This window comes from Sphingobium wenxiniae (assembly GCF_007830065.1).
GTDB classification, from domain to species: domain Bacteria; phylum Pseudomonadota; class Alphaproteobacteria; order Sphingomonadales; family Sphingomonadaceae; genus Sphingobium; species Sphingobium wenxiniae.
Map to the genome: position 1 here is coordinate 312,679 of NZ_VLKK01000001.1, position 24,858 is coordinate 337,536.

Here is a 24,858-nt window from a genome sequence, read left to right on the forward strand (position 1 = left end):
TCACGCCATGCCGCGCTGGATGAATTCGACGGCGATCAGCAACAGGCACACCGCCGCCAGTCCGCCGCTGGCGCCGGCGAACCATTTGAGCCTCTGCCGCTCGATGGCTACCTGCCCCGCGTTCAGCGCCTGGCTGATGGAGCCGATGACCGGCAAGCCAGCCGCGCGTTCCAGACGGGCCGCTGTCGGAAAGGTGCCCTTGAGCTGATCGATGGCGAAGGCGACGCCGACGCCCGCGCCGATGCCCAGCACCAGCACGCCGATCAGCAGCAGCGGGCGATTGGGCGCGACGGGCGCCGTAGGCGCGCTGGGCGGCTGGATGACGCGGAACTGGACGGATCCGGTTTCGGTCTTCACCTCGCCGCGCAGGCGGATTTCCTCGCGGTCGGACAGCAGCTTGTCATATTGTGTCTTGAGCACGTCATAGTCGCGGGCGAGCTTTTCCTGCTCCGCCGCCACGCCCGGCTCATCGGTCTGCCTGGAGGTCATGACATTCAGGTCCGATTGCAACTGCGCCTTGCGGGCATTGAGCGCCTGCACGGTCGCCGCGCGATCGGCCTGCATGGATTTGAGCGAGAGATAGGCCGGATTGGGCGTGCCGCCCGCGCCCGTGCCGCTTCCGCCGCCGCCCTGCCGGCGGAGTGCGTCGACCTGCCGCTGCATGGCGATCACGTCGGGATGGTCGCTGGTCCAGCCGCGCGAACGCATGGAGGAAAGCTCCGCCTGCGCCTGCGCGAGGGCCGATGGACCGCCCGACGCGCCGACGCCGGGCAAGCTCTGCGGCGTGCCCGCGAGCTGGCCATTCATGGCGCTCAGCGCGCTTTGCGCCTGCACGAGTTGCGAGTCGATATTGCTGATTTCCTGCCGGGCCGCATCCATGCGCTGACCGATGGACCCCGCGCCGGGGAGCAGGCCGACGAAGCGCTGCTCGAACTCCGCGCGGCGCTGTTCGGCGGCGGCGAGCTGCTTGCCGCGTTCGGCGATCTGCTGGTCGAGGAAGCTGAGGCTCTGCTTGGTTTCCGCGCGGTCGCTCGTCAGATTGGCTTCCTGGAAGATGTCGATCATCTTCTGCGCCACCTGCTGCGCGATGCGGGCATTGGCGCCATCCGACAGGCTGCTATCGGCGGACACGGCGATGATGTCGATCATGCTGGGATCGGCCTGGGCCATGATGGAGATGTTCTCGCGCAGGGCGCTGATCTTCGCGGCCATGTCGCGCGGGCCGGAAATGCCCTGCGACAGGTCGGTGCCGCGCACGACTTTCTCCAGATTTTCCGCGCTGGCGAGAGTCTGGCGCAAGCGGTCGAGATCCTGCTGCGACTGGACCTGCGTGATGCCGATCTTGTCTTCCAGCAGCGATTGCGTGTTCACATAGACGCGCGCCTTGGACTGATAGCTGTTGGGGATAAGCGCCACGCCCAGCCAGCCCAGCATGCACACGCCCCACGCCACCGCCAGCGCGATCCAGCGGCGGTTCCATATGCCATGGAAGATGACCAGAAGCTCGTCGAATAGACCCGCCATATCAGAACATGCTTTCCGGAATGATGATGACGTCGCCGGGCGCCAGCATGACATTCGCCTTGCTGTCGCCGCGCTTCAGCAGGTCGCTTATGCGGACCTGATATTCGGTCTGCTTGCCGCTATCCTTGTTGAAGCGGACCAGGCGGGCCTTGTTGCCCGCCGCATATTCCGAAAGGCCGCCCACCGCGATCATCGCGTCCAGCAGCGTCATATTGGCGCGATAGGGAATGGAGGCGGGCTTTTCGGTCGCGCCGACGATCCGCACCTGCTGGCTGAACGTGCCGGAGAAATTGTTGACGATCACCGACACCAGCGGATTTTCGATATATTTGGACAGCGCCTGCTTGATGTCTTCCGACAGCATCTTGGGCGTCTTGCCGACGGCGGGCAGGTCGGTGATGAGCGGCGTGGTGATGCGCCCGTCGGGCCGCACCTGCACCTTCGCGCCCAGTTCAGGATTGCGCCACACGAAGATGGTGAGTTCATCGAGCGGCCCGATGACATATTCCTCGCCCGGCTTTTCCTCCGTGGCGACGAAGGATGCGGGCGGCAGTTGCGGGCCGTTGGCGCCCGACGCGCATCCAGACAGCACCATGGCCGAAAGGGATGTGCCGATAACGAGCCTGGAAATCCGCTGAAAACCCATAATCTCACCCTCTTTGTGCGTCACGCGCCGGTGGCCGCCTAAGAGGTGAGGCAGGCCGGATCAGCACATGGCTTCAGCCTCCCTCATGCCCGCAAAGGGTAAAGATACCGTTAGGATTTACATCATCCCGGATTCAGCCGATCAGAAGCTGGCGCGGGAGGGGATGGCCCAGAAAAGCGTTGGGACTGGCCGATGCGCCATAGGCTCCGGCGAGGAAGATCGCGATCAGGTCGCCTTCCGCCACGGGCGGCAGGGCGACCTTGTCCCCCAGACGATCGATAGGGGTGCAGAGGCATCCAACGACCGTTACGGCTTCCTGCGCCGGTTCGATACCGAAACGATTCGCGACGGCGATCGGATAGTTGCGCCGGACCACGGTGCCGAAATTACCGCTGGCGGCGAGTTGATGATGCAGCCCCCCATCCACGACGACGAAAGTTTCGCCCATGCTTTGCTTCACGTCGATCACGCGGGTCAGGTAAACACCCGCCTCCCCCACCAGCCAGCGGCCGAGTTCAATGGCGAAGCTGCTGCCGCGCAGAATGTCGGCTCGGCTTTCGAGCACGCTTGCCAGCGCGGTGCCGATGGGGCGGATATCGAGCCGCCGGTCGCCGGGGAAATAGGCAAGGCCGAAGCCGCCGCCCAGATTGACGAGCGGCGGGGCCGCTCCGACTTCCTCCGAAAGGCGCGCGGCGAGGGCAATGGTCGCCGCCTGCATCTCGATGATCGCGTGCGGGTCGAGTGCCTGACTGCCTGCGAAGATGTGCCAGCCGCGCCATTCCGCGCCCGCCTCTATCACCATCCGGGCAAGAGCGGCAGCGCGGTCCGCGTCCACGCCGAAGGGCTTTGCCCCGCCGCCCATCCGCATCCCCGAACCCTTGAGATCGAAGTCCGGATTCACCCGGATGGCGAGTTTCGGGGCAATCCCAAGCCGCCTGCCTATGACAAGCGCGCGGCGGGCCTCGCCCTCCGACTCCAGATTGAGCGTCGCGCCCGCATGAATGGTGGCGGTGAGTTCATCGTCGCGCTTGCCCGGGCCGGCGAAGCTGATGTGCGCCGGGTCCATCCCCGCCTCCAGCGCCAGCGCAAGCTCCCCCCCCGACGCGACATCGAAGCCATCCACCAGGCCCGCCATGCGCGCCAGCAACGGCGGATGCGGATTGGCCTTCATCGCATAATGAATCGCCAACGCATCGGGCATCGCTTGGCGCAGGGAGCGGACCTGTGCCTCGACAATGCCCATGTCATAGACGAAGAGCGGCGTGTCGCCCGCTTCGTCGGCAAGACTCGCCGCGCCGCAGCCGCCGATCAGCAGCATGTCGTCCTCGCCGGAAAAATGCGGCGGTATCGGACCCATGGGTTTCATGCGGCATAATCCTTTGCCAGGGCCACCCGGTCGATCTTCCCATTGGGATTGCGCGGAAATTCGGCCAGCACGACAATCTCCCGCGGCTGCATGAAATTGGGAAGCTCGGCCTTGAGCTGCGCTTCCACCTGCGCCTTTACACCCTCATTCCCCACGCGCAACAACAGCAGCACCGCCTGCCCCAGCCTTTCATCCTTCACCCCCAGCGCGACGGCTTCGGCCACGCCCTCGACCGCGACGGCGGCTTCCTCGATCTCGGTCGGGCTGATGCGGTTGCCCGCCGACTTTATCATCGCATCGTCCCGCCCCACGAAAAAGAGCAACCCGTCCTTGTCCCGCCGTACGGTATCTCCCGACCACACGGCCATGCCGCCATAACGGGACATGGGCGGCGCGGGCTTGAACCGCTCCGCCGTGCGCCGGTCGTCGCGCCAATAGCCCTGCGCGACCAGCGAACCGCAATGGACCAGTTCGCCCGGCTCTTCGTCACCTGTAAGGCTACCGTCGGGGCGGACGACCAGTATCTCCGCGAAGGGGATGGCCGAACCCATGCTGTCGGGACGGCTCTCCACCAGAGCGGGCGGGAGATAGGTGGAGCGGAAGGCTTCCGTCAGCCCATACATGGGATAGAGGTCCGCCTGCGGAAACAGCGCCCGCAGCTTCGCGACCAGCGGACGGGTCAAAGCCCCGCCGCTGTTGGTGAGCCGCCGTAGCTTCGCGGCCGTCTCAGCGGGCCAGTCCAGTTCGGTGAGCTGCACCCAGAGCGGCGGCACCCCCGCCAGCGTCGTGATGTCGCGCCGATCCACCGATTTCATGACATCGCGCGGCGTCAGATAGTCAAGCGGATAGACGCAGCCGCCCGCATACCATGTGGAAAGGAGCTGGTTCTGCCCATAATCGAAACTGAATGGCAGGACGCAAAGCGTTCGGTCGTGCGGCGACAGGCGCAGATAGTCCGCCACCGCCACCGCGCCCAGCCACAGGTTCGCGTGGCTCAGCATCACGCCCTTGGGCCGTCCTGTCGAACCGCTGGTATAGAGGATTGCGGCCAGGTCGTCCGGCGCGGCCTCGGACGGGCCGATCCCTTCCCCCCCGCTCATCCCGGCTGCGGCGTCATCCTCGCGCAGGAGGCGGCAGCCGGGCGGCGCATCGCCCTCGCCCAGCGTGTCGAGCCGGGCAGGCGTGCCGATCAAAAGCGCCGCGCCGCTGTCGGCCAGGATGTGCGCGACCTGCGCGTGCTTGAGCTGCGGATTGACCGGCACATGCACCAGCCCGGCGCGCGGCGCGGCGAGCGGCATCAACGCCGCGACCGGCCCTTTGGCGATCCAGCTTGCGACCCGCGCCCCGCGCTCCAGCCCGAACCCGGCGAGCCAGCCCGCCAGACGCGCCAGCGCCCTCTCCAGTTCGGAGAAATCATAGCTGCCCGACCGGCCGTCCAGCGCCGGACGCGCGGGAACGCCACGCAGCAGCACATGGTCGATGGGAAGCAACTCCACTTCCCCGTGGAGGGGATCGCTTAACTTCATCTCCAGACTTTTCCTTTAGACCGGGAGGAGCGTGCCGGGGGAGATAGTGGTTTGGCGGTCACAAGGGAATATCGCAGCTTCGCGGAAGTTCGCGCGGCGCTGGCCGGACGGCTGGACCGCGCCGCGACGCCCTGCCTGTTCGACCGCATCGACTGGTTCGAATCGCTTCATGGCCATTGCTTTGCTGAACAACCCGCTTTTGTCCTTCAGGTGAAGGAAGATGAAGCGGAACTCTGGCTGTTCCTGCTTCCATCGGATTCGCGTCGTCTTTCGGCCCTTGCGAACTGGTATAGCTTTTCCTGGCGGCCCGTCTTCCTCGGCGCGCCGCGTCCCCCATTGCAGGCGGAATTGCTGGAAGCCGCCGCCCGCCATCTGCTGAACGGCCATGCCCAGATCGATTTCTATCCGATGCAGGACCGATCCGATCATATGCTTGCCGCATTTCGCCGTGCGGGATGGTTTGCGGTGCGCCGCCCCATGGGCGGACGGCATCTGCTGCACCTCAAGGGGCGCGATTTCGCCCGCTATTGGGCGCAACGCCCCGGCCGCCTGCGCAATCAGGTCCGGCGCAAGGGGCGCGGCGATCCCTTCGCCATGGAGATAGCCGACCGCCTGACAGACGCTCTATGGAATGATTATCGGCATGTCCAAGCCCGTAGCTGGAAGGACGCGGAGCCGGCCCTGCCCTTCCTGCGCGACCTGGCCGAAAGGGAAAGCGCGGCGGGCCATTTGCGAATCGGCTTTGCGCGGCGCGAAGGGCTGCCGGTGGCCACGCAGCTCTGGACCGTGGAGAATGGCGTCGCGCTGATCCACAAGCTGTCCCACGATCAGGCGTTCGATCATGCCTCGCCCGGCACGCTGCTCAGCCATGCCATGTTCGCGTATGCGATCGACGCGGATCGAGTCGGGACGATCGATTATGGCACGGGCGACAACGCCTATAAGAAGGACTGGATGGACGAGCGGGCGACATTGTATCGCGTCGACTGTTTCAATCCCCGTTTCGCCTCCACCTGGATTCCGGCGGCGCGCATCGCGATTTCCGCGCTTGTCGGATAGGCCGGGAACGACTAAGGCGCGCCCATCATGCGGGCAGAAGATTCTCAGCCGGTCGACCGGATGGACGATGTGGATGGCCTGACGCGCGCGCTGCTGCGCGACGTGTTGGGCCTGTCTCAGGAGCGGGTCGACGCCTTCGAGGCGGACACGCCGCTTTTCGGTGCGCTGCCGGAACTGGATTCCATGGCCGTCGCGGGCCTGCTCACCGAAATGGAGGACCGCTTCCACATCCTGATCGAGGACGAGGATATCGACGGCGACACGTTCGAGACGTTCGGCACGCTGGTCGCCTTCGCGCGGGGCAAGATCGGCGGTTAGCGCTGCCTGCTTTCAGCCAGAAGCGGACATTTCCCCACGCCACCCTTAGAGCTGCCGCGAGGCGCGAAAAGCGGCCCTACTCCGCCGCCAGCGCCTCGAAATCGGCTTCGGCAAGGAATTTCTCCACGTCCAGCGCGGCCATGCAGCCCATGCCCGCCGCCGTCACCGCCTGCCGATAGATCTTGTCGGTGACGTCGCCCGCCGCGAACACGCCGGGGATTGCCGTGCGGGTCGTGCCCTTTTCCACCAGCAGATAACCCTCGTCCATCGGCAGCTTGCCCGCGAACAATTCGGTCGCGGGCTGGTGCCCGATGGCGACGAAGGCGCCGTCCGCCTCGATATGGCTGGTCTTGCCCGTCACCGTGTCGATCAGGTCCACGCCCACCAGCCCTTCGGGATTGCCGCCGCCCACGAAGCGTTCGACCGTCTGGTTCCAGACGACCTTGATGTTGGGATGCGCGAACAAACGCTCCTGAAGGATTTTCTCCGCACGGAACGAATCGCGGCGATGGATCAGCGTCACGTCATGGCTGTGGTTGGTGAGGTAAAGCGCTTCCTCAACCGCCGTGTTGCCGCCGCCGATCACCACTACCTTCTTGCCGCGATAGAAGAAGCCGTCGCAGGTGGCGCAGGCCGACACACCCTTGCCTTGCAGAAGCTGCTCGCCCTCCGCGCCCAGCCATTTGGCCTGCGCGCCGGTACAGATCACCAGACTGTCGGCAACATAGAGCGTGCCGCTATCGCCTTTCAGGCGGAAGGGCCGCTGCGAAAGGTCGACGTCGACGATCATGTCATAGACCATCTGCGCGCCGACATGCTCGGCCTGCGCCTGCATCTGCTCCATCAGCCACGGCCCTTGGATGACATCCTTGAAGCCGGGATAATTCTCCACATCCGTCGTGATGGTAAGCTGTCCGCCCGGCTGCATTCCCTGCACCACGATCGGCGCCAGCCCCGCGCGCGCGCCGTAAATGGCGGCGGAGAGGCCGGCCGGGCCGGAACCGAGGATGAGCATGCGGGTGGAATGAGTTGCGGTCATGATACTCTTTCGGCTGCGATTCGTTATCGGCTAGGAAATAAGCCGTGCCCGCCTTCGCGCAAGCACCGGTTGGGCATGGATTTCCCTCTGCCCCTGATAGGCGGGCAATCAGCTCAGCACGTTGGGCAAGTCCTCGAACCCCTTCCGCAGGGCGGCGGACCAGCTTTGGGAGATCGTGGCGAACTGCTCGTCATCCGCCTCTATCCGGGTGCGGACGCGGAAGTCGAAGGCATCCCGCTCGATCACGTTGAGGTCGAGCGGCATCCCCACCGACAGGTTGGAGCGCAAGGTCGAATCCATCGACACCAGCACCGCCTTCACGGCGTCCTCCAGGCTGGTTTCGCGCTGGATGATGCGATCGAGGATGGGCTTGCCATATTTATGCTCGCCAATCTGGAAGAAGGGCGTGTCCTCGGTCGCTTCGATGAAGTTTCCGGCGGAATAGACCAGATAGAGGCGCGGCTTGCCGCCCTTGCGCTGCCCCGCGATCAGGATGGAGGCGTCGGCGGCCGATCCCTGCATCTCGATCGTGCTGCGATACTGCCCCTGCATCGAGCACATGGCTTCGCCCACGATCTGCGCCACGCGATGCATGGTCGGACAGTTGAGGATGGTTTCGACGTCCGGGTCGAGCGCGGAATCCTTGATCGCGCGGCCCAGCATCGCCTTCACCCCCTGCGTGATCGATAGATTGCCCGAACACAGGAGGGCAATGGCGCGTTCGCCCGGCACGGAGTAGGTGAAGGTCTTCCGGAAGCGGGCGATATTGTCCATGCCCGCATTGGTGCGGGTGTCGGACAGCATGACCAGTCCCTGGTCGACGCGCACCGCCACACAATATGTCATGCCTCGCGGCTCCCGAATGCCTGCCTATCCCACCGGGATGGAGATCAACCGGGCGCATTGCTGCTGCTGTTGCTGCAACTGCCGTTCCTCCAGCCCTTCCTCCGCCTGCGCGATCCGGACGTCCGCGTCAATCCACATATCGCCCGCCAGCGTGACGGAACCCCGGATTGGCGCGGCGGCATCGGCATCCAGCCCGGACGCCAGGCGCAGATAGCGTTCGGTGACGCAGACCTGATTGGACGGATCGAACCCCACCCAGCCGAGATCGGGCACGAGCGCCTCCGCCCAGCCATGGGTTTCGTGCAGCACATCACCCTCGTCCGCCAGCAGATAGCCCGACACATAGCGCGCCGGCATCCCCAGCACCCGCGCCCCGGCGATGAATATCTGGGCATGGTCCTGGCAGACGCCCGCCCCCAGCGTGAAGGCTTCGGCGGCGCTGGTGTCCGTCGATGTCACGCCGGAACGATAGCTGACCGCTTCCCTGATGGCGGCGGACAGGGCGTGAAGCTGGTCCAGCGGCGACCCCTGCTCCGCCACCGAAAGCGCCAGCCCCCTTATCCCGTCCGAAGCGCGGGTCAGCGGCGTGTCGCGCAGGAAATAGCGGGAGTCGACCTGTCCCGTCGGCCAGCCCAGGACGCCGTGCGTCTCCTCCGTCTCCACCAGCCCTTCCGCCACGACGGTCGCATGGTCGATCTGGCCATGGCGAATCCAGACGGCTTCCTTTTCCCCATAGGCGTTAGGGTGGAAGGCCGCGACCGGCTCGTCATTCACGCTGACGCGCCATTCCAGCACCTTCTGCTGCGGCGTATCCACGGGCATCAGCTTCAATCGCATGGCAACCCGGCCCGCGGATTGGGCATAGCGATAGACGGTCTGGTGACGGATGAGCAGTTTCATGGCCGGCTCCTCCCCCCTTTCCTACCCGAAATAATAGGTCTGGGCGATTTCGAAGCCCAGCCTGTTGGTCATCTTGAGGCCCATCTGCACCGTTTCATGCAGGCCCTGGCGAAAGATTTCCCCACTGTCCAGTCCCTCCACGACGCCGATCATTTCCTGAATCGTGTCATGGCAGGCTCCCCGCGAATCATGCCATCCCGCCAGCCGGTTGAGTCGATAGGCCAGTTGGTCGGCGCAAAAGGCGACGCTGCGCGGGAACAGTCGGTTGAGCATCAGGAAATCGGTGATCTGCCACGGCGTATAGGTGCCGCCATAGACATGGTGATAAGCCCGCACCCCAGACAACGCGTAGAGCACCGACGTCCATTGATAATGGTCGCGATTGCCGCCGATCACCTCGGTTTCGGGGAGCAGCACATAATATTTGACGTCCAGCAGCCGCAGCGTCATCTGCGCCCGTTCCAGCGCTCCGCCCGCGCGCAGGAAATCATGCCCGGCATTGCGGAGCTGTCCGGCGTCGGCCGCGCCCCGGAAAGTCATCACCCGCGTCTTCACCCAGTCGATCAGCGCGGGAAGCTGCTGCCGCGCATCGGCCAGTTCATAACTGTCGAGCTTGCGCCAGCCTTCGTTGAGCGATTCCCACATGTCCTGCGTCAGCATGGTGCGCGCCGACTTCGCATTGGCGCGGGCCTTGAGCAGGCAGGACCGGATCGAGGACGGATTGTCCGGGTCCAGCATCAGATAGGATACGACATCGCTTTCGGTGACGGGCGTTCCTGCGGGGAACTGCCCCTCGCATCCCGCCGCGCGGACGACCGAACGCCATTCGTCGCGGTGATGCGCGCCCGGCAGGATGGTCATGCGCTGCCCCATGGTCAGCAGGCGCGCGGTGGCTTCCGCCCGCTCCATGTAGCGGGCCATCCAGAAGAGATTTTCAGCGGTCCGGCTCAGCATCGCATCAATCCTGTAGCACCCATGTATCCTTGACCCCGCCGCCCTGGCTGGAGTTCACGACCAGCGACCCTTCGGTCAGCGCCACGCGGGTCAGGCCGCCGGGCACCAGCCGGATCTGCTTGCCGACGAGACAGTAAGGACGGAAATCGGCATGACGCCCCACCACGCTGGCGGGTCCGAGCGTCGGCACGGTCGACAGGTCCAGCGTCGGCTGGGCAATGAATTCGCCCGGATTGGCCCTGATCCGTTCGGCATAGGTTTCGATCTCCACCGTGGACGCCTTCGGCCCGATCAACATGCCATAGCCGCCCGACCCATGGACTTCCTTCGCCACCAATTCGTGCAGATGCTCCAGCACATAGGCGCATTCGTCGGGCTTCGAACATTGCCATGTCTGGATATTGTCGAGGATCGGCTGCTCGCCAAGGTAGAAGCGGATCATCTCCGGCACGTAGATATAGACCGCCTTGTCGTCCGCAATCCCCGCTCCGGGCGCGGAAGCCAGCGTCACCCCGCCGCTACGATAGACGTGGAAGAGGCCGGGGATGCCCAGCAGGCTGTCGGGGCGGAAGGTCAGCGGGTCGATATATTCATCGTCGATCCGGCGATAGATGACGTCCACGGCCTTGGGTCCCAGCGTGGTCTTCATCCAGACCCGGCCTTCATCCACGAACAGGTCCGCCGGCTCCACCAGCTCCACGCCCATCAGGTCGGCCAGGAAACTATGCTCATAATAGGCGCTGTTGAGCGAGCCGGGCGTCAGCACGACGACCACGGGGTCGCCCTTGCACGCGGGCGGCGCGACCTCCTTGAGGCTTTTCAGAAGCTCGGCCGGATAATCGTCGACCGGCGCGACCAGCCCTTGCCCGAACAGTTCGGGGAACATGCGCGTCATGATCTCCCGGTTTTCCAGCATGTAGGAGACGCCCGACGGCGTGCGGCAATTATCCTCCAGCACTTCGAAGCGCGCCGGGCCGGTCCGCACGATATCGATACCGACGATATGACTATAAACCTTGCCCGGCGGCGTGAAGCCCACCATTTCCGCTAGATAGGCGCTGTTGCGATAGATGATGTCGGGCGGAATGATCCCCGCCTTCACGATCTCCCCCCGATGGTAGACGTCGAGCAGGAAGGCGTTGAGCGCCCGCGCCCGCTGCTTGATGCCCCGGTCCAGCACCCGCCATTCCTGCGCGGTGAAGATGCGGGGGAGCAGGTCGAAGGGGATCAGCCGTTCCGGGTCGCCGCCCTCGCCATAGACGGCAAAGGTGATGCCGATGCGGCGGAAGATCGCCTCGGCTTCCTCCATGCGACGATTGAGCCCGGATATCCCGGTTCGCTCCACCCATTTCTGCACTTCGTCATAACAGGCGCGAACGGAACCATCAGGCTCAAACATTTCATGGAAGGGCAAAGCGTCGATCCTCCCTCGGCCAAAGGCCAATTGTGCATTGCAACATTAATGCAACGCTTGCCTGCGATTGCAAGACAAAAATGCGTAGGAACGCCGCCTTCCCGTCGGTTTCGCGCCTCCCTGACGGTGAGGGGCTGCTTCCGCCCGGAAATTCACAGAGCGCCCCGCTTTCCCGGAGGACGGATAATTTCATGGGCCGCTTCCAAACCCCGTTGACCCGTCCGGTCCCGCTGCGTATAGCGCGCCCTCACCGCGAGGCGACACGCCGCGCGAAGCCCATGGGGCGGAGTAGCTCAGCTGGTTAGAGCAGCGGAATCATAATCCGCGTGTCGGGGGTTCAAGTCCCTCCTCCGCTACCATTTCCCCGGCATTCGGCGAGACCCGGACGGGTAGGTTTACAACAGCCCCTGTTCCGATGCCATGCACCCGCCAGCGGTTGCTTCATCTCGTCCCACCGCCGGCCGCAGTCGCCTTTCGCTTACGATACCATCCGTCCGCAACGGATCATCTTGTTAAGTTCAGTGAAAATGAATGCCAGATTAATGGAGCAACATTCCTGCAACATGGAAAGCTATTCATTGAATTCAAGGCGTGATGCAAAATTACAACATCGTCAATATCAATATCCATGTGATGGCGCCACCGACGCTTTACGAGCCATCATTATTACCCTTAAGGGGCACCTCGCTTTCATGGAACGATGAATGAGGTGAAGACAATGAAGAAACTTATCGCAGCGGTCGCACTGCTTTCCGCCGGTGTTGCGGCTCCCGCCTTCGCGCAGGACGCCACGCCCTTCTCCGGACCCTATATCGGCGCCGTCGTCGGCCTCGACCACACCGATTTCGATGCCCGCACCCATGACAGCGGCCTGCTCTATGGCGGCGTGGTCGGCTATGACATCAACCTGAACGGCGCCGTGTTCGGCATCGAGGGCGAATATGCCGATTCCAACACCAAGGATCGCGCGACCAACGTCCTGATCCCCGGCGACAGCGCTTCGCTGAAGACCGGCCGCGATCTCTATGCAGGCGTCCGCATCGGCGGCGAAGTCGCCAACAACATCATGCTCTATGCGAAGGGCGGCTACACCAACGCCCGCGTCAAGGCGACCTATGACGATGGCGTCGACATTGCACGCTTCAGCAAGAATCTGGACGGCTATCGCCTGGGTGCCGGTGTGGAAACCACCTACAACGGCTTCACCGCGCGCGCCGAGTATCGCTATTCGAGCTATGAGCATATCGTGGGCGTAAAGCCGGAACGCCATCAGGCGGCGCTGATCCTCGGCTATCGCTTCTGATCGACCGGCTATCGCAAGACAATGTTGCAAGCCCCGCCATCGTGCGGGGCTTGTTTCATTTCACCGCCGTTCTTGCCGCCGCGCGCAGTTCGGCGCGGATCGGATAGGTGCTGGACGGCAGATGCTGGGTCATGAGGATGCCGATCATCCGCAGGACCGGATCGACGAAGAACCAGGTCGAGAAAATTCCGCCCCAGCTATAGTCCTGCGTCTCCAACCCCATGGCGAGACCGAGGCCGAAGCCGACTCCGGCATAGTCCACCTCGCTGAACATGCCCGTCGACATGCTTGCAAGGTCGCGGCCGTCCGGCAAATGATTGGCCCGCATCGCCTTCACCGTCTCCGCTCGCAGCAGCCTGACCCCGTCCAGTTCCCCGCCGCGCAGCAGCATCCGCGCAAAGCGATGATAATCCGCCGTGGAGGACACCAGCCCGCCGCCGCCCGACCGGAAGCGCAGCGGACGGCTCCAACTGCTCCGCGCCCCTCGATCGCTGAGCGCAAGACCGTCTTCCGTAAATCGCCATGCATCGGTCAGACGATCCACGCGATCGGCGGGCACGGTGAAAAAGCTGTCCGGCATTCCCAGCGGATCGAATATCCGGGCATGAAACAGGCTTTCCAGGTCCATGCCCGTCAGCCGCTCGACCGCCACGCCCAGCACATCGGTCGAAATCGAATAATTCCAGCTTTCCCCCGGCGAGAATTCCAGCGGGATATCCGCCACCGCGGCGATGAAGTCGTCGGGCGTTCGCTTCTGCTGGAACTCATCCAGGCCCAGCGCCCGATAGCGCGCGTCGATGGGCGTCCGCCGCTGCAATCCGTAGGTAAGGCCGGATGTATGGCGCAGCAGGTCGATCATCCGCATCGGCCTTTTAAGGGCGCACCCTTCCAGCCCCACCCGCAACCGGGCGAATTCGGGGATCACGTCCGTCACCGGATCGTCCAGCCGGACAAGCCCCTGCTCCACCAGCATCATGAAGGCGACCGCCGTCACCGGCTTCGTCATGGAAGCGATGCGGAACAGCGCATCATCCCGCAGCATTTCGCCAGTCTCTCTCGCCTGCCCCAGGCTCACCGACAGGACGGTGCGCTCATCCCGCGAGAGGAGTAGTTGCAGGTGCGGCAATTTCCCGCTCGCCACATAGGTCCGGTCAAGACGATCCACCAGGGCATCGATCCGGTCCGCGTCCATCCCCACGTCCCGCGCCGCGTCCCGTTCGGCAAACCCTGTCATATGCGTCCCGCCATATCCCCGCCGCTAAAGCATTTTTCAGACGGCTGTCTATGGCAAGAAGCGGGCATTCAACTTCGTCATCCCAGCTTTCGTTGGGATGATGGAAGAAAGAGGACGTGCATAACTTCCGAAAACCACCCCAATCCGCCATTGAACGCGGATTTGCCACTACCCAATCCCCAAACAAAATGGGGGCCGGCATCGCTGCCGGTCCCCACTTCCGTCGGAGCGCATGATACGCATTTTCCTGGCGAAAAATGCAATCGTCGGCTTCGGCGTGACCGATGCGTTCGCCTTTGAAAGACATCCACACCGCATAGCGCTGGCTTCAGACTGCCGTCCTGTTCCTTCGCTAAACTTCCCGTTGGCTATGCCCGGCGTTCACTTTCGCGCGCACTCGGCATTTCCTTCAAGGAAGCCGCCCGGCCTTCTTCTCGATCCTTGCAGATCTCGCTTCAGGACGAACTTCCGAAATGACTTGCAAGCCTCTGATTTCTCAGGCCTTGCCGGTCAGGATTTCTCCGCACCTTCCCATCTCGGCAAGGAAATCGTCTCATGGGAGGCGAGTCGAACAAAGCGAATTTTACCGATATTTGCCTCCCGCGATTCAAAAGCTGTGGATGAATGTGGATAACTTCAATTATATTTGTAATATCAATTCGTTACGTCTGACCCCATGAAACTGCTTCCCATCCTGCCTGATCGAAAATTGCGATCAGTCCCGGCCTGCCGCCCCCTCTTCCGTTCATCGCATCCGTTCTTCCTTTCATCGGAAAATTTAATCCCACCGGAACAATGATTTGCACCGTTGCCGCACGTTCATGCAGCCATGCTAGGACTGGGCGGGTTGAACCGGCAAAAGTTTCGGAGGAGATAATCATGCGTAAAGCCATTCTAACCCTGGCCGCGGTGTCGCTGGCCGTGCCTGTTTCCATGGCTTTCCCGACGGACGGCGCGCAGGCTCGCAAACATTACCGTTACAAGGAATGGCGCGGTCGCGACGGCCGCACCTATTGCCGCAAGTCCAACGGCACCACCGGCCTGATCGTCGGCGGCGTGGGCGGGGCGCTGCTCGGCCGGACCATCGATACGGAAGGCGATCGCGCGACCGGCACGATCCTGGGGGCCGCGGGCGGCGCGCTGCTCGGCAAGGAGATCGACAGCAAGCGTCGTTGCCGCTGACGGCCGGCCTATCGCAATAAAAGGGGCGGCTTCCTGATGGGAGCCGCCCCTGTCTTTACGCCCGCCAGCGGCAGCTCATTGGGCGGTCGCACCCTTGGCGTCGGCGACGTCGAACCTTACGGCCTGACCGCCGGTCACACCGGAAACGCGGCCATTCTTTACCGCCAGATTGAAGGCGACGGCATCGGGGAAACGACGGCCCTTGATGATCCGGCCGGTCTTGGTTTCCTTCACTTCATACACATAGGTGTAGCCTTCATGTGTGAAGCGCTGCTTGCCAGCTTCTTCAGCATGGGCGGGAGCGATGACGGCAAGGGCGCCAAGCGCGCCGGAAACAACAAATTTGGACAGCATTCGCATGGGGTTTCTCCTTGTGAATGCCGATCAAACACCTCTTTGCGTTCTTGTTCTTACCGGACCAATGTCGTCGGCGTGCAACCGCTCAGCAATCGCAAACTTCGCCGCGGCGATTGCGCGCCGCGCAACCATAGCCAATGGCGGCTCACCTCTTCGACAGGGCCAGGATATGCCGGAACTCCTGCTCGCTGAGCGGCGAGACGGACAGGCGCGACTGACGCAGCATGACCATGCCGGACAGCGCCGAATCGGCCTTCATGGCTTTCAGCGTCACCGGATTTGCCAGTTTTTCCTTCGGCGCGACGTGGACGGCGACCCATTTCCCCGTTTCATCCGTGCTGTCGGGGGCGGCTTCCTCGACGATTTCCATCACGCCTACCGCCTCGACGCCGATATTGCTGTGATAGAAAAGAGCGAGATCCCCCTTCTTCATCGCCATCATGTGCAGTTTCGCCGTATGATTGCGCACGCCATCCCATTCCGCCTTCCCCTTTTCGACGAGGTCGTCATAGGAAAAGACGTCGGGCTCGGATTTCATCAGCCAATAGTTCATGCCCCCTCCTTGCATGAGCGGCAAAGGGCGATCAAGGACCAGGCGGGCATTGGGAAAAGGAAGGTGACGGCATGACTCAATCCGGACCGGATCAAATGCCGCTGCTGTCCCTCGCAAACATGGACAAAGCGGCCTTTGCCGCGGCTTTGGGTACGTCCTTCCGACGGTTCGGCTTCGCGATGATATGCGATCACGGCATCGATCAGGCGCTGATCGACAGGGGCTGGGCGCTGGCCCGCTCCTTCTTCGCGCTGCCCGATGAGGTAAAATCCCGCCACGACGCGCTGGGCAATGGCGGGCAGCGCGGCTACACCGCGTTCGGGCGGGAAATCGCAAAGGGCGCGCGCGAAAACGACCTCAAGGAATTCTGGCATATCGGGCGCGATCTGCCCGCCGGCGATTCGCTTGGGCAGACCATGCCGCCAAATGTCTGGCCGGAGGAGCTGCCGGATTTCCGCCCGGTCTTCACCCGCCTCTTCGGGCAGTTCGATCAGGTTGGCGCAGAGCTGTTGTCGGCCGTCGCGCTGTGCCTGGGGCTGGAGGCCGACTGGTTCGACGATCCCATCCGCAACGGCAATTCGATCCTGCGCCTGCTCCACTATCCTCCCGTCTCTCCACAAGCGCCCGGCATCCGCGCGGGCGCGCATGAGGACATCAACCTCATCACCCTGCTGCTCGGCGCGGAGGAAGGCGGGCTGGAGCTGAAGGACCGGAGCGGCAATTGGCTGCCTGTGACCCCGCCGCCGGGCGCGCTGGTCATCAATGTAGGCGACATGCTGCAAAGGCTGACCAACCACGTCCTGCCTTCGACCAGCCATCGCGTCGTCAATCCGCCGCCGCAACGGCGCGGATATTCGCGCTATTCCATGCCCTTCTTCCTGCATTTGCGGCCCGATTTCGTCATCGACGCCCTGCCGCAATGCGTGAGCGCGGCGAATCCGCGCCGCGATCCGCCGATCAGCGCGCATGACTATCTGACCGAACGGCTGGTCGAGATCGGGCTGGTCGCGAAGGAATAAGGATTTGGGAATGGGCCGGTGCGACGTCCGTTATTGGCCGGAATCAGTTATTTCCGGCCGCGCCCAAGCGTGATGCCGATCTCCTCGCCCCGCTCGCTGAGCGCCAGTTTCACGATCTTCACCTGGACGTGGCTGACCTTGCTGTCCTGAAGGAAGATGGTGTCGATGATATGGTCGGCCACCGCCTCGATCAGCGTGAAATGCCCGCCTTCGGGCAAAGCGGACGTCGCCGCATGTTTCAGGTCCATATAGTTTTTGGACTGATTCAGCGGCGTATCCGGCTCATAATGATCCGCGATGCGGAGCTGCGCACGGATGGATATCCGCAGCGGCTGAGGCAGATGCGTTTCCTCCGAATAGATGCCGGTCAGCACGTCGACGTGCAGGTTGTTGACCTCCAGCGTCAGAAAATCGTCAAATGGAGTGTCCATAGCTCGCCATAATCGGGCCGCCGGGCCATCCCGCGCGGACCAGTTTACACTTTCAATTTATGCGGCAGGCGCTAAAGCCCGCCGCTTCCCGGCGCGGTCCATGCGCCATTGACGGCGGATCGGCAAGACGTGTCATCGATAGTGCCCCTGAATCTTGTGCCGGAAGACGCGATAGAGCGCTTGCTGGACAACGCATTCGGCATGGACCGGCATGGGCGCACCGCCTATCTGATTCGCAACGACATGCCGTGGCTGAACGCCTTGTCCTTCGGCATGGTGGCCGAAGACGGCGCACTGGTCGGCTCCCTGCAAAGCTGGCCGGTCGCCCTCACCCGCGAGGATGGCGCGCAGACGCCCCTCATCATGGTAGGCCCGGTGGCGGTCGCACCTTCGCTCCAGCGCACCGGGCATGGAAGGATGATGATGGATGCGGTGGTCGCCGCTGCCCGCGCCCATGCGACCGAGCCGCTGATGATGATCGGAGATCCGGAATATTATGGCCGATTCTGGGGCTTTTCCGCGGAAGGCACCCAGGGATGGGATGCCCCCGGCCCGTTCGAACCGCGACGGCTGCTGGCCCTGTCGGTCGACGGACGCCCGATCGGCGGCAGCGGGATGCTTGGCCCCCGAATTGCGGTCGCGGCCTGATTTCCCTTTTGCCTTCGGGCGCGGCTCACCCTATCTCGGCTCCATGCCGATGGAACCGCCGCCCGATCTTGCCAGCCTGTCCCTGACCGATATCGCGCGCCTGCTTGCCGAAAAGCGCCTGCCGCCGGTCGACAAGTGGAACCCGGAGCATTGCGGCGACAGCGAAATGCGGATCGCTCGCGACGGCACATGGTTTCACCAGGGATCGCCCATAGGTCGCGAAGCCATGGTGCGCCTTTTCTCCACCATCCTGCGGCGTGAGCCGGACGGCTCCTACGTCCTCGTCACCCCGGTCGAAAAGCTCTCCATCGAAGTGGAGGACGCCCCTTTTGTCGCGGTCGAGTTGAAAAGCGAAGGCGTGGGCAAGGATCGCGCCCTCGCCTTCCGCCTCAACACCGGCGATCTGGTGGCGGCAGGACCGGACAACGCGCTCACCGTGCGCGAGGGGGAGAACGGTCCCCATCCCTATCTGTATGTCCGGGGCGGCATGGAAGCGCTGGTCGCGCGCAGCGTCTATTATGAACTGGTGAACCTTGCCCTTGACGAAGGCGGCGAGCGGGTCGGCCTGTGGAGCAACGGCGCATTCTTCCCGCTGGACGGCGCGGCATGACGCTGGCCGAACGATTGCGCGCCGCCTTGATCGAGGGGCATAGGGAAGAGACGATCCTCCTTCCCTCCGCCACGCGCGATCCGCGGATCGATGGCGAGATGGTGCTGGCGCCCGCCGCCGTGCTGGTAGCGATCACCGACCGCGCCGACCCCGGCCTTATCCTTACGCAAAGGTCATCCTCGCTCCGCACCCATGCGGGGCAGGTCGCCTTCCCCGGCGGCCGGGTGGATGAAAGCGATCCGGATGAAATCGCGGGCGCGCTGCGGGAAGCGCGGGAGGAGATCGGCCTGCCGTCGGACCAGGTGCAGATCATCGGGACGTCAGACCGCTATCATACCTTCACCGGTTTCGACATCGTGCCGGTATTGGGCGTCGTTCCACCGGACCTGCCGCTCGTCCCCCAGCAAAGCGAGGTTGACGACTGGTTCGAACTCCCGCTCGCCTTCGCGCTCGATCCCGCGAACCGCATCAAGAGAGTGATGGAATTTCAGGGTGCTGAGCGGCATTATTACGAGATACTCTGGAAAGAGCGCCGCATCTGGGGCGTGACCGCCGCGATCCTCGCCAACCTCTCGCGCAGGCTGGGATATGACCGCATCGCTGCCTGACGCCCCGTGGCGTCACCGGCCGGGCTTCGATGGTCTGCTCATCGCGCTGGAGGCGGAGCGCGGCCATGCGCGCTTCGTCGGCGGCGCGGTGCGCGACAGCCTGCTGGGCCTGCCGGTCAACGATCTGGACATCGCGACCACGCTCTCGCCGCAACAGGTCATGGAGCGGCTGAAAGCGGCGGGGATCAAGGCCGTGCCGACCGGCATCGATCATGGGACCGTCACCGCCGTCATAGCGGGCGGCCCGGTCGAGATCACGACGCTGCGCCATGACGTCAGCACGGACGGCCGGCGCGCCACCATCGCCTATACCGACGATTGGCGGGAGGATGCGGCCCGGCGGGATTTCACCATCAACGCCCTTTATGCCGATCCGCTGACGGGCGAGATCAGCGATTTCTTCGGCGGCGTCGCCGATCTGGAGGCCCGGCGCGTGCGTTTCATCGGCGATGCCGCCGCGCGCATCGCGGAGGATCACCTTCGCATCCTGCGCTATTTCCGTTTTCTCGCGCGTTTCGGCCGGGACGCTCCCGACATGCAAGCCTATGGCGCCTGCAAGGCGGCGGCCAACAGCCTGATGGCCCTGTCGCGCGAACGCATAGCCGATGAAATCCTGAAGCTGCTGTCGGTGGCGGCGCCCGTAAATGCCCTGCGCCTGATGGTGGACGGCGGCATATTGCGCCCTGTCCTGCCGGAAATCGACGCAGCGGGGGTGGAACGGCTCGCGACCCTTATCGAACGAGAGCGAGCCTCGGCCACCGATCCCGCGCCGCTGCGCCGGCTGGCCGCGCTGCTCCCCGCCGATGCCCGCGCGGCCGATGCCGTGGGCGCGCGGCTCAAACTCTCCAACAAGGCCCGCAAGCGGCTTGCCGCCGCATTGGACGCCACGCCGCACGATCTGCCCGTGCGCGCGCTTGCCTGGCGCGTCGGGGTGGAAAGCGCGACGGATCGCATCCTTCTCGATTTTTCCGCGCCGTTGTCCGGTCTGTCCACGCTTGAAGGATGGACGCCCCCCAGCCTGCCCATCGGCGGCGGCGCGTTGATCGCACGCGGCCTCGCGCCCGGACCGGACGTGGCCAGAGCGCTTGGCGAAGTGCAGGAAATCTGGGTGGCGGAGGGCTTTCCCGACGCCGCCCGCGTCGCTGAGATAGCGGATCAGACGGTTTCGAAGTTCCAGCGCGCGCGCCAATAATCGAACGCGTCCGCTTCGCTCATCGGCCTGGCGAAATAATAGCCCTGCCCCTGCCAGCAGCCCATGCGTTGCAGTTCCAAGGCCAGTTCCTGCGTTTCGATGCCCTCCGCCGTCACGCGCAGGTTGAGCGATTCGGCGAGCGACAGGATCGTCCGGACGATCACCGCCTTGTCCCGGTCTTCCAGCATGGAAAAGACGAAGCTGCGGTCGATCTTCAATATGTCGATCGGCAGGCTGTGCAGACTGGCGAGGTTGGAATAGCCGGTGCCGAAATCGTCCATCGCGATATGCATCCGCAGATCCTTGAGCGCGACCAGCAGCTTGCGCGCCTTGCCGGGGTCCGCCACGATCGCGCTCTCGGTGATTTCGGCGGTCAGCCGGTTGCCCGCGATGCCGGAATAGTGCAGCGCCTCCTCGAACATGGACGCCACGTCGTCGCGCGCCATCTGGATCGGCGAAAGGTTCACGTTCATGCCCACCGGCAAAGGCTCGCCGAATTTGGCATCCCATCGGCTCAGCGTCTGGGTCGCCTCATAGGTCGCCCAGCGCCCCAGCGGCGCGATCAGGCCGCTTTCTTCCGCCACGGCGATGAATTCGGCGGGGGAAACATGGCCCAGTTCCGGATCGTGCCAGCGCGCAAGCGCTTCGAAACCCGTTATTTCACCCGTTTGCAAATGGATGAGCGGCTGGAACGCAAGCGTCAGCCCGCCTTGCGCCAGAGCATCGCGCAGCTTGCTTTCCAGCGTGAAGCGCCGCTGCGCTTCCTTGAGCACGCCGTTGCGGTAGATTTCGACCTTGCCGCTCCGCTTGGCGATCTTGACCGCGGCCTGCGCCTTGCGGATCACATCGTCGGGATCTTCCCCGATATTCGCGGAAAGAGCGCAGCCGATCGCGCAATCCACGCGGATATGCAGTCCGCTAAGGCGGATGGGTGCGCTCAGTGCGTCATTGATTCTCTGGGCAATCTGAAGTGCGTCCGATAATCCGTTGTTAAGGCGTGCGAAAACGGCGAAGTCATTGCCGCCGATCCGCGCGAGCACGTCGCCCTGGCGCAGGCAGGACTTGAACCGCTTCGCCACCGTGATGAGCAATTCGTCGCCCGCCATCGGTCCCAGCGATTCATTGACTCGGCTGAACCGGCTGAGATCGATCGCGATGATGCCGAACTGTGCGGTTTCAGGCCATGTGGAATGACAGATGCGATCGTCGATTTCCTCGCCGAAACCGGCCCGGTTCGGCAGGGCCGTCAATCCATCGGACAGCAATTCGCGGCGCAGGCTTTTTTCGACGCTGCGCTCGCGTGTGCAATCGACCGCCGTGAAAAGATATTGCTGCCCGCCGTCGCTCCCGTTCGGCAAGCGCCCGATCATGCACAGGAAATGTTCCGGACCCAGCGGGCCTTCCCGCCTCAGTTCGAAACTGTCCCGATCGCGTTTCGATGCGATGAAATGCTGGATCTTCTTCGCCCACTCGCCAAACGCCTTCTGGCCTTCGTCGTCCCGGGGCGTCGCGGTGGGGAAGGTTTTTGCAAAGGCTTCGTTCGCGCCGACGACCATCAACAGGTCATCCGCATATGTCAGAATGGCCGCATATTGGCCCAGAGCCGCCAGCCATTGGGCCGTATCGATGATCGGTTCGGCACGCGACGCATCGTGCGCACGCACAGGCGCGTCCCCGGTCTTGTCTGAAAGGCCGCTTCGAACCGACATGGTTTCCGGGGTAAAACGAAACGGTAAATTTTCCGGAAACGTGATTGGCTTTTCACATCAAAAGCGATTGTCGCGAGGGAACCCCGTTGGCGGCATCCGTCCGGCGGCTCCCCTGGCCACGCGCCAGGGGGTCATGTCGGCTTCGGTGCGGGTCCGCCCGGTTTCTCCGCCCATCGTCCAGCTCAGCCCATCGGCGAAGCGGAACGCGATGGCATCGGACAATCCTCCGTCGCGATAGCGTTGCATCTGCACGCCCTGCCCGCGCGCCATGCGCGGCATTTCGGTCAACGAATAGACCAGCAGCTTGCGGTTCTCGCCAACGACCGCAACGCTGTCCGCGTCCTGCGCGATGGGACGCACGACCGTCAGCTTCGCGCCGGCGCGGACATTCACCACCTGCTTGCCCTTGCGCGTTTCCGCGATCACATCCCCCATCGCCGCGACGAAGCCGCGCCCGTCCGATGCCGCCAGCAGCAACTCGCCGCCGGTCCGCGCGGGCAGCAGGGCGACGATGCCGCCTTCATTGTCCATGTCCACCATCATCCGCACCGGATCGCCGAAACCGCGTCCGCCCGGCAGCTTGTCCGCGCCCAGCGTGTAGATGCGGCCCGTTTCCGTTGCCAGCAGCAGCTTGTCGGTCGTGTGCGCGTGGAAGGCGATCAGGGGACCGTCGCCTTCCTTGAACTTGAGCGTATCGGCCGACGCCAGGTCGCGATGCCCGCTCATCGCCCTGATCCATCCGCGTTCGGACAGGATCACCGTGATCGGCTCCCGCTCGATCATCGCCTCCAGCGGGATTTCGCGGGCCGGGGCGGCTTCCTCGACCAGGCTGCGCCGCCGGCCGATTTCGCTGTCGGGCGAATAGCGTTTGCGCAGGTCCGCCAGATCCTTTTTCAGCCGTGTCCGTTGCCGGGCCGGACTTTCGACGAGCTTGGTCAGTTCCTCGCGCTCTTTCAACAGGCCCGAATGTTCGCGGCGAAGCTCCATCTCCTCCAGCTTCCGCAGGGAGCGCAGCCGCATGTTGAGGATCGCCTCGGCCTGCCGGTCGTTAAGCTGGAACTCCTCCATCATCACCGCCTTCGGTTCATCCTCGGTGCGGATGATCTCGATCACCCGGTCGAGGTTGAGATAGGCGATGATATAGCCGTCCAGCAGTTCCAGCCGCGCCGCGATCTTGTCCAGCCGGTGCTGCGCGCGCTTCACCAGCACGTCGATCTGGTGCCGCAGCCATTCGACCATCACCTCGCGCAGGCCCATGACGCGCGGGGTCCGGCTGGCATCCAGCACGTTGAGGTTCAGGCTGAAACGGTTCTCCAGGTCGGTCAGCCGGAACAGGCTGTCCATCAGCACATCGGGATCGACCGTGCGGGCGCGCGGTTCGATGACGATGCGGATTTCCGTGTCGCTCTCGTCCCGCACATCGGCCAGGATCGGCAGTTTCCGGTCGTTGATGAGCGCCGCGATCTGCTCGATCAGCTTGGATTTCTGCACCTGGAAAGGGATTTGCGTGACGATGGCGACCCATGTGCCGCGTCCGCCCTCTTCCTTGTGCCAGCGCGCCCTTGTGCGGAATGCGCCGCGCCCGGTCGCATAGGCTTCCGAGATGATGGAGGGGCTGTCCACCAGCACGCCGCCGGTCGGGAAGTCCGGTCCCTTCACGATCTCCATCAGCGCGTTGTGATCGGCCTCCGGATTGTCGATCAGGAGCGTGGCGGCGTCGATCAGTTCCGCGACATTATGCGGCGGGATGCTGGTCGCCATGCCGACCGCGATGCCGCTCGCTCCATTGGCGAGCAGGTTGGGGAACAGGCCGGGAAATACCTCGGGCTCCTCATCCTCGCCATTATAGGTTGGGCGGAACTCGACCGTGCCTTCGTCCAGGCCCGCCATCAGGTCGGCGGCCGCCTGTGTCAGCCGCGCCTCGGTATAGCGCATCGCCGCCGCATTATCGCCGTCGATATTGCCGAAATTCCCCTGCCCGTCGACCAGCGGCGTGCGGAGCGAAAAGTCCTGCGCCAGACGCACCATCGCATCATAGACCGACGCGTCGCCATGCGGGTGATATTTGCCGATGACGTCGCCCACGACGCGGGCGCATTTCTTGTATCCGGTCGTGTTGCGCGCCGGATTGGCCATCAGCACCTCGGGCGAGGCGCCCCCCGGCTCCATCTTGAGCAGCCGCATCGCCCAGAGCAGCCGCCGATGCACCGGCTTCAACCCGTCGCGCAGATCCGGCAGCGACCGCGCGGTGATCGTGGAAAGGGCATAGACCAGATAGCGCTGCGACAGCGCATCGTCGAAAGGATGGTCCTTGATGGCGTCGAACGGGTCGCGGAAATCAGTCATTGCCAGCCGAATAGCAAGCCGGAAGACGATGGGGAACGCTTTTCCGCATGAACCCTGCCTCCCAAAGAAATTGT

The 24,858-nt window shown here is 63.8% G+C and carries 26 protein-coding genes and 1 tRNA gene; 11 read left to right on the forward strand and 16 right to left on the reverse strand.

Annotated elements, in window-relative coordinates; genetic code table 11:
- The 4 genes from IQ35_RS01435 to IQ35_RS01450 all read right to left on the reverse strand — a co-directional run bounded on the left by IQ35_RS01435 (position 1) and on the right by IQ35_RS01450 (position 5,062).
- On the reverse strand, positions 1-1,524 hold the full coding sequence (locus tag IQ35_RS01435) for an XrtA system polysaccharide chain length determinant (protein WP_021246365.1): 1,524 nt from the start codon (positions 1,522-1,524) through the stop codon (positions 1-3).
- Between the two features lies 1 nt (position 1,525).
- On the reverse strand, positions 1,526-2,170 hold the full coding sequence (locus IQ35_RS01440) for an XrtA/PEP-CTERM system exopolysaccharide export protein (protein WP_145071734.1): 645 nt from the start codon (positions 2,168-2,170) through the stop codon (positions 1,526-1,528).
- Between the two features lie 133 nt (positions 2,171-2,303).
- Positions 2,304-3,536, reverse strand: a complete 1,233-nt coding sequence (locus tag IQ35_RS01445) for a pyridoxal-dependent decarboxylase, exosortase A system-associated (RefSeq protein WP_145071736.1) — start codon at positions 3,534-3,536, stop codon at positions 2,304-2,306.
- Positions 3,533-5,062: an acyl-CoA ligase (AMP-forming), exosortase A system-associated gene (locus IQ35_RS01450; RefSeq protein ID WP_145071738.1), complete on the reverse strand. Its 1,530-nt coding sequence runs from the start codon at positions 5,060-5,062 to the stop codon at positions 3,533-3,535. The genes IQ35_RS01445 and IQ35_RS01450 overlap by 4 nt, the downstream gene beginning before the upstream one ends.
- Before the next feature lie 51 nt (positions 5,063-5,113).
- Between IQ35_RS01450 and IQ35_RS01455 the strand changes: the two genes are divergently transcribed.
- Together IQ35_RS01455 and IQ35_RS01460 are read left to right on the forward strand one after the other, a co-directional pair.
- Positions 5,114-6,121 (forward strand): GNAT family N-acetyltransferase, encoded by a 1,008-nt coding sequence (locus IQ35_RS01455; protein WP_021246361.1) that lies wholly within the window; start codon positions 5,114-5,116, stop codon positions 6,119-6,121.
- Between the two features lie 27 nt (positions 6,122-6,148).
- The gene (locus tag IQ35_RS01460; protein ID WP_021246360.1) at positions 6,149-6,439 is read left to right on the forward strand and encodes an acyl carrier protein; all 291 of its coding nucleotides are present in this window, start codon (positions 6,149-6,151) and stop codon (positions 6,437-6,439) included.
- 76 nt (positions 6,440-6,515) lie between these two features.
- Here IQ35_RS01460 and trxB read toward each other — a convergent pair whose 3' ends face one another.
- From trxB to IQ35_RS01485, 5 genes are all read right to left on the reverse strand, one after another.
- Positions 6,516-7,478, reverse strand: coding sequence for a thioredoxin-disulfide reductase (gene trxB / locus IQ35_RS01465; RefSeq protein ID WP_031291919.1), 963 nt, complete (start codon positions 7,476-7,478; stop codon positions 6,516-6,518).
- A 108-nt stretch (positions 7,479-7,586) separates the two neighbouring features.
- Positions 7,587-8,324: a proteasome-type protease gene (locus tag IQ35_RS01470; RefSeq protein WP_031291918.1), complete on the reverse strand. Its 738-nt coding sequence runs from the start codon at positions 8,322-8,324 to the stop codon at positions 7,587-7,589.
- 24 nt (positions 8,325-8,348) lie between these two features.
- Entirely contained in the window at positions 8,349-9,224 is an 876-nt protein-coding gene (locus tag IQ35_RS01475; RefSeq protein ID WP_021246357.1) for a transglutaminase family protein, read from the reverse strand.
- Between the two features lie 21 nt (positions 9,225-9,245).
- On the reverse strand, positions 9,246-10,178 hold the full coding sequence (locus IQ35_RS01480; protein ID WP_021246356.1) for an alpha-E domain-containing protein: 933 nt from the start codon (positions 10,176-10,178) through the stop codon (positions 9,246-9,248).
- Between the two features lie 4 nt (positions 10,179-10,182).
- Positions 10,183-11,592: a circularly permuted type 2 ATP-grasp protein gene (locus tag IQ35_RS01485; protein WP_021246355.1), complete on the reverse strand. Its 1,410-nt coding sequence runs from the start codon at positions 11,590-11,592 to the stop codon at positions 10,183-10,185.
- A gap of 282 nt (positions 11,593-11,874) precedes the next feature.
- On the opposite strand from IQ35_RS01485, the gene IQ35_RS01490 reads away from it, so the two are divergent.
- Both IQ35_RS01490 and IQ35_RS01495 read left to right on the forward strand, forming a co-directional pair.
- Positions 11,875-11,951: transfer RNA gene (locus tag IQ35_RS01490), tRNA-Met, on the forward strand.
- A gap of 359 nt (positions 11,952-12,310) precedes the next feature.
- Positions 12,311-12,895 (forward strand): outer membrane protein, encoded by a 585-nt coding sequence (locus IQ35_RS01495; RefSeq protein WP_021246354.1) that lies wholly within the window; start codon positions 12,311-12,313, stop codon positions 12,893-12,895.
- 55 nt (positions 12,896-12,950) lie between these two features.
- On the opposite strand, the gene IQ35_RS01500 is transcribed toward IQ35_RS01495, so the two are convergent.
- Positions 12,951-14,129, reverse strand: a complete 1,179-nt coding sequence (locus IQ35_RS01500) for a serine hydrolase domain-containing protein (protein WP_145071740.1) — start codon at positions 14,127-14,129, stop codon at positions 12,951-12,953.
- A 232-nt stretch (positions 14,130-14,361) separates the two neighbouring features.
- Here IQ35_RS01500 and IQ35_RS01505 point away from each other — a divergent pair, with 232 nt between their 5' ends.
- A complete protein-coding gene (locus IQ35_RS01505) occupies positions 14,362-14,763 on the forward strand; it encodes a hypothetical protein (RefSeq protein WP_145071742.1) in 402 nt (133 codons plus the stop codon).
- Between the two features lie 28 nt (positions 14,764-14,791).
- Here the strand turns inward: IQ35_RS01505 and IQ35_RS01510 are convergent, their stop codons facing one another.
- Entirely contained in the window at positions 14,792-15,010 is a 219-nt protein-coding gene (locus IQ35_RS01510) for a hypothetical protein (protein WP_145071744.1), read from the reverse strand.
- On the opposite strand from IQ35_RS01510, the gene IQ35_RS01515 reads away from it, so the two are divergent.
- The gene (locus IQ35_RS01515) at positions 15,009-15,311 is read left to right on the forward strand and encodes a glycine zipper 2TM domain-containing protein (RefSeq protein ID WP_021246352.1); all 303 of its coding nucleotides are present in this window, start codon (positions 15,009-15,011) and stop codon (positions 15,309-15,311) included. The genes IQ35_RS01510 and IQ35_RS01515 overlap by 2 nt on opposite strands.
- Positions 15,312-15,386: 75 nt before the next feature.
- Here IQ35_RS01515 and IQ35_RS01520 read toward each other — a convergent pair whose 3' ends face one another.
- Together IQ35_RS01520 and IQ35_RS01525 are read right to left on the reverse strand one after the other, a co-directional pair.
- On the reverse strand, positions 15,387-15,665 hold the full coding sequence (locus tag IQ35_RS01520; protein WP_031291916.1) for a hypothetical protein: 279 nt from the start codon (positions 15,663-15,665) through the stop codon (positions 15,387-15,389).
- Positions 15,666-15,813: 148 nt separating this feature from the next.
- A complete protein-coding gene (locus tag IQ35_RS01525; protein WP_021246350.1) occupies positions 15,814-16,221 on the reverse strand; it encodes an EVE domain-containing protein in 408 nt (135 codons plus the stop codon).
- A 71-nt stretch (positions 16,222-16,292) separates the two neighbouring features.
- On the opposite strand from IQ35_RS01525, the gene IQ35_RS01530 reads away from it, so the two are divergent.
- Entirely contained in the window at positions 16,293-17,240 is a 948-nt protein-coding gene (locus IQ35_RS01530) for an isopenicillin N synthase family dioxygenase (RefSeq protein WP_145071746.1), read from the forward strand.
- A gap of 47 nt (positions 17,241-17,287) precedes the next feature.
- On the opposite strand, the gene IQ35_RS01535 is transcribed toward IQ35_RS01530, so the two are convergent.
- Positions 17,288-17,671, reverse strand: a complete 384-nt coding sequence (locus tag IQ35_RS01535) for a dihydroneopterin aldolase (RefSeq protein WP_021246348.1) — start codon at positions 17,669-17,671, stop codon at positions 17,288-17,290.
- Positions 17,672-17,800: 129 nt separating this feature from the next.
- On the opposite strand from IQ35_RS01535, the gene IQ35_RS01540 reads away from it, so the two are divergent.
- The 4 genes from IQ35_RS01540 to IQ35_RS01555 are packed head-to-tail and all read left to right on the forward strand — an operon-like array spanning position 17,801 to position 20,729.
- Positions 17,801-18,319, forward strand: a complete 519-nt coding sequence (locus IQ35_RS01540) for a GNAT family N-acetyltransferase (protein WP_031291913.1) — start codon at positions 17,801-17,803, stop codon at positions 18,317-18,319.
- A gap of 43 nt (positions 18,320-18,362) precedes the next feature.
- Positions 18,363-18,929 (forward strand): DUF1285 domain-containing protein, encoded by a 567-nt coding sequence (locus tag IQ35_RS01545; RefSeq protein ID WP_031291912.1) that lies wholly within the window; start codon positions 18,363-18,365, stop codon positions 18,927-18,929.
- Positions 18,926-19,537, forward strand: a complete 612-nt coding sequence (locus IQ35_RS01550) for a CoA pyrophosphatase (RefSeq protein ID WP_021246345.1) — start codon at positions 18,926-18,928, stop codon at positions 19,535-19,537. The genes IQ35_RS01545 and IQ35_RS01550 overlap by 4 nt, the downstream gene beginning before the upstream one ends.
- Positions 19,518-20,729 (forward strand): CCA tRNA nucleotidyltransferase, encoded by a 1,212-nt coding sequence (locus IQ35_RS01555; protein WP_021246344.1) that lies wholly within the window; start codon positions 19,518-19,520, stop codon positions 20,727-20,729. The genes IQ35_RS01550 and IQ35_RS01555 overlap by 20 nt, the downstream gene beginning before the upstream one ends.
- On the opposite strand, the gene IQ35_RS01560 is transcribed toward IQ35_RS01555, so the two are convergent.
- Both IQ35_RS01560 and parC read right to left on the reverse strand, forming a co-directional pair.
- On the reverse strand, positions 20,693-22,438 hold the full coding sequence (locus IQ35_RS01560) for a putative bifunctional diguanylate cyclase/phosphodiesterase (RefSeq protein WP_031291911.1): 1,746 nt from the start codon (positions 22,436-22,438) through the stop codon (positions 20,693-20,695). The genes IQ35_RS01555 and IQ35_RS01560 overlap by 37 nt on opposite strands.
- Positions 22,439-22,495: 57 nt before the next feature.
- A complete protein-coding gene (parC, locus tag IQ35_RS01565; protein WP_145071748.1) occupies positions 22,496-24,784 on the reverse strand; it encodes a DNA topoisomerase IV subunit A in 2,289 nt (762 codons plus the stop codon).
- Positions 24,785-24,858 lie beyond the last annotated feature (74 nt).

Coding starts and splice junctions, on each gene's coding strand:
- IQ35_RS01550 (WP_021246345.1), top strand. CDS start 18,926: ATGACGCTGGCCGAACGATTGCGCGCCGCCTTGATCGAGGGGCATAGG.
- IQ35_RS01505 (WP_145071742.1), top strand. CDS start 14,362: ATGATACGCATTTTCCTGGCGAAAAATGCAATCGTCGGCTTCGGCGTG.
- IQ35_RS01495 (WP_021246354.1), top strand. CDS start 12,311: ATGAAGAAACTTATCGCAGCGGTCGCACTGCTTTCCGCCGGTGTTGCG.
- IQ35_RS01500 (WP_145071740.1), bottom strand. CDS start 14,129: ATGACAGGGTTTGCCGAACGGGACGCGGCGCGGGACGTGGGGATGGAC.
- IQ35_RS01555 (WP_021246344.1), top strand. CDS start 19,518: ATGACCGCATCGCTGCCTGACGCCCCGTGGCGTCACCGGCCGGGCTTC.
- IQ35_RS01475 (WP_021246357.1), bottom strand. CDS start 9,224: ATGAAACTGCTCATCCGTCACCAGACCGTCTATCGCTATGCCCAATCC.
- IQ35_RS01560 (WP_031291911.1), bottom strand. CDS start 22,438: ATGTCGGTTCGAAGCGGCCTTTCAGACAAGACCGGGGACGCGCCTGTG.
- trxB (WP_031291919.1), bottom strand. CDS start 7,478: ATGACCGCAACTCATTCCACCCGCATGCTCATCCTCGGTTCCGGCCCG.
- IQ35_RS01520 (WP_031291916.1), bottom strand. CDS start 15,665: ATGCTGTCCAAATTTGTTGTTTCCGGCGCGCTTGGCGCCCTTGCCGTC.
- IQ35_RS01460 (WP_021246360.1), top strand. CDS start 6,149: ATGCGGGCAGAAGATTCTCAGCCGGTCGACCGGATGGACGATGTGGAT.
- IQ35_RS01545 (WP_031291912.1), top strand. CDS start 18,363: ATGCCGATGGAACCGCCGCCCGATCTTGCCAGCCTGTCCCTGACCGAT.
- IQ35_RS01515 (WP_021246352.1), top strand. CDS start 15,009: ATGCGTAAAGCCATTCTAACCCTGGCCGCGGTGTCGCTGGCCGTGCCT.
- IQ35_RS01525 (WP_021246350.1), bottom strand. CDS start 16,221: ATGAACTATTGGCTGATGAAATCCGAGCCCGACGTCTTTTCCTATGAC.
- IQ35_RS01535 (WP_021246348.1), bottom strand. CDS start 17,671: ATGGACACTCCATTTGACGATTTTCTGACGCTGGAGGTCAACAACCTG.
- IQ35_RS01480 (WP_021246356.1), bottom strand. CDS start 10,178: ATGCTGAGCCGGACCGCTGAAAATCTCTTCTGGATGGCCCGCTACATG.
- IQ35_RS01450 (WP_145071738.1), bottom strand. CDS start 5,062: ATGAAGTTAAGCGATCCCCTCCACGGGGAAGTGGAGTTGCTTCCCATC.
- IQ35_RS01530 (WP_145071746.1), top strand. CDS start 16,293: ATGACTCAATCCGGACCGGATCAAATGCCGCTGCTGTCCCTCGCAAAC.
- parC (WP_145071748.1), bottom strand. CDS start 24,784: ATGACTGATTTCCGCGACCCGTTCGACGCCATCAAGGACCATCCTTTC.
- IQ35_RS01510 (WP_145071744.1), bottom strand. CDS start 15,010: ATGATTATCTCCTCCGAAACTTTTGCCGGTTCAACCCGCCCAGTCCTA.
- IQ35_RS01445 (WP_145071736.1), bottom strand. CDS start 3,536: ATGAAACCCATGGGTCCGATACCGCCGCATTTTTCCGGCGAGGACGAC.
- IQ35_RS01440 (WP_145071734.1), bottom strand. CDS start 2,170: ATGGGTTTTCAGCGGATTTCCAGGCTCGTTATCGGCACATCCCTTTCG.
- IQ35_RS01470 (WP_031291918.1), bottom strand. CDS start 8,324: ATGACATATTGTGTGGCGGTGCGCGTCGACCAGGGACTGGTCATGCTG.
- IQ35_RS01435 (WP_021246365.1), bottom strand. CDS start 1,524: ATGGCGGGTCTATTCGACGAGCTTCTGGTCATCTTCCATGGCATATGG.